Here is a 2,606-nt window from a genome sequence, read left to right on the forward strand (position 1 = left end):
GTTGGGCGTTGGGCGTTGGGCGAATCGTACTACTTTTTTCGGTCATAGTCAACATTTTTGCTTCCTTTCTTGTAAATTTTTGCGAAAATTATAGCATTAATAAATAAAAATTTCTGCTCACTCATGAAATATTAAGCGCGATTATAACATAAATACTTAATCATGCTAAAATTATGTAATTAATATATAGAACAGGAGATAAAATTCTTTCTTATGCCAGACGAAAATTTAAACCAGCCCATACAGACAAGTATAGACCCTGAAGAGGCCGGACGAATTATAGCACTTCCACTTGTTGGCGAAATCAAAACAAGTTATCTCAATTATGCAATGAGCGTTATCGTGGGCCGAGCATTACCAGACGCAAGAGACGGACTCAAACCCGTACAAAGGCGCGTATTATACGCAATGTCTGAACTTGGCCTGAAGCATAATACTTCTTATAAGAAATCTGCTCGTATAGTCGGAGAAACAATGGGCAAATATCACCCGCACGGAGACAGCGCAATTTATGACACAATGGTGAGACTCGCTCAAAATTGGAATTTGCGTTACTGCCTTGTTGACGGTCAAGGAAATTTCGGATCAATCGACGGAGACAGCCCCGCCGCCATGCGTTATACAGAAGCACGACTCAGCTGGCCAGGTGAAATAATGCTAGCTAACCTCGAAGAAAACACAGTAGACTGGGGACAAAATTTTGACGAGTCACTGAAGGAGCCTTTAACTCTGCCGTCAGTATTGCCAAATTTGCTTGTGAACGGCTCAACTGGTATAGCTGTAGGAATGGCTACAAATATTCCACCTCATAATTTGCAGGAAATTGCGGACGTTTTATGCTGGCTGCTCGATAACGAGATCGAACCCGAAAACGCAGAATTAATTGACATATTAAAATATTTGCCGGGGCCTGACTTCCCGACCGGAGGCGAAATCTTAGGACGAGACGGAATTATTGAGGCTTACAAGACAGGACGCGGCAAAATTATAATTCGCGGCAAAATGCACTCCGAAGAGAATAAACGCGGCAAAAAATGTGTAGTAATCACTGAAATTCCCTATACTGTAAACAAGACTGCATTACTTGAAAATATGGTAGCTGCTGTTCAGGAAAAAAATATAGAAGGCGTTACAGAAATCCGCGACGAGTCAGACAGGGACGGCCTTAGAATCGTCTTAGAGCTTTCACGAGACACTGACCCGGAATTAATTATGCGGCAATTCTATAAACACACTCAATTACAGACTACATTCGGAGTCATTAATCTTGCTTTAGTCGATAAACACCCCGTTATATTGCCCCTGCAAAAAATGTTGAGCATATTTATTAATTACCGCCGTGATGTAGTAAGAAGGCGCACAGAATTCAGGCTCAAACAAGCTCAGGCACGCGAACACATAATCGAGGGACTCAAGAAAGCACTTGAGAATATCGAACAGGTTATAAAAATTATTCGCGGCAATAATTCAGCAAGTGAGGCAAAATCAGCTTTGCAGTCAGAATTAAATTTTTCTGATAATCAGGCGCAGGCTATTCTTGATATGAGACTGCAGAGACTCACAGGACTCGAACGAAATAGACTCGATGAGGAGCAGACGAAAATTTTAGCCGATATTGCTTCATATGAAAGTATATTATCAAGCAAGAAAATTCTTGACGGCGTAATAAGTTCAGAGTTAAGAGAAATTGCTTCACGATTCGGGGATAAACGCCGCACTGAAATTATCACGGACTATCAGGAAGTTACAGACGAAGACATTATCCCTCAGGAAGAAATTGTAATAACTCTTTCACAGGATGGATTCATTAAACGCCAGCCCATAGAATTCTATAAACTTCAGGGACGAGGCGGGAAGGGCCGCAAGGGCGCAAATATTCAAGACGATGACAGCATTTCGCAGGTCTGTGTAACTCATACTCACAGGGATTTATTTTTCTTTACGAATTTGGGCCGCATAACTTCAATCAGAGGCCATGAAGTCCCCGAAACTAAATCGGGCAAGGGGAAGCCGGTCGCTAAAATTTTGCAGTTATTCGACAATGAGAAAATTGTTAAAGTTGCTGACGATGATAAATCAGGCTGGAAATTTGCATTCTTTATCACAAGAAAGGGAATCGCAAAAAGAGTCGCATTTGATGATATAGGCTATACTTACAGGCCTAAGAAAATAATTAATCTCGGTGAGGGCGACGAGATTGCGCAGGTCGTATTAACTTCGGGCGATGATGATTTATTAATCGTAACGAAATTTGCTCAGGCCTTGAAAGTCTCAGAGCAGCAATTTAGATCTATGGGACGGGCAGCAATAGGCGTTAAAGCTATGACTCTAAGAGAAGGCGACAAAATTTTAAGCTGTGATATAGTCTCTCCCGATAAAAGAATGCTTGTAATCTGCGAACAGGGACGGGGTAAGCGAGTAGATTTTGACGATTTCAACCCTCACAATCGCGGCGGAATGGGCACTAAAATAATGAATCTCAACGAGAAAACGGGCAATGTTGCAGCAAGCGTGGCCGTTAAAGATGATGACGAGTTATTATTAATGACTTCTAAAGGAATGATGATTCGAGTTAATATAAAAGATATTCGCGAACTCAGCAGGCA

1 protein-coding gene is annotated in these 2,606 nt (G+C 41.6%); it reads left to right on the forward strand.

Annotated features, from left to right (window positions below; translation table 11 throughout):
- Positions 1–213: 213 nt before the first annotated feature.
- The coding region (gene gyrA / locus IJS99_09900; protein ID MBQ7562120.1) for a DNA gyrase subunit A at positions 214–2,606 on the forward strand (2,393 nt) is incomplete at its 3' end.

The organism is Synergistaceae bacterium, assembly GCA_017444345.1.
Lineage (GTDB): Bacteria > Synergistota > Synergistia > Synergistales > Aminobacteriaceae > JAFUXM01.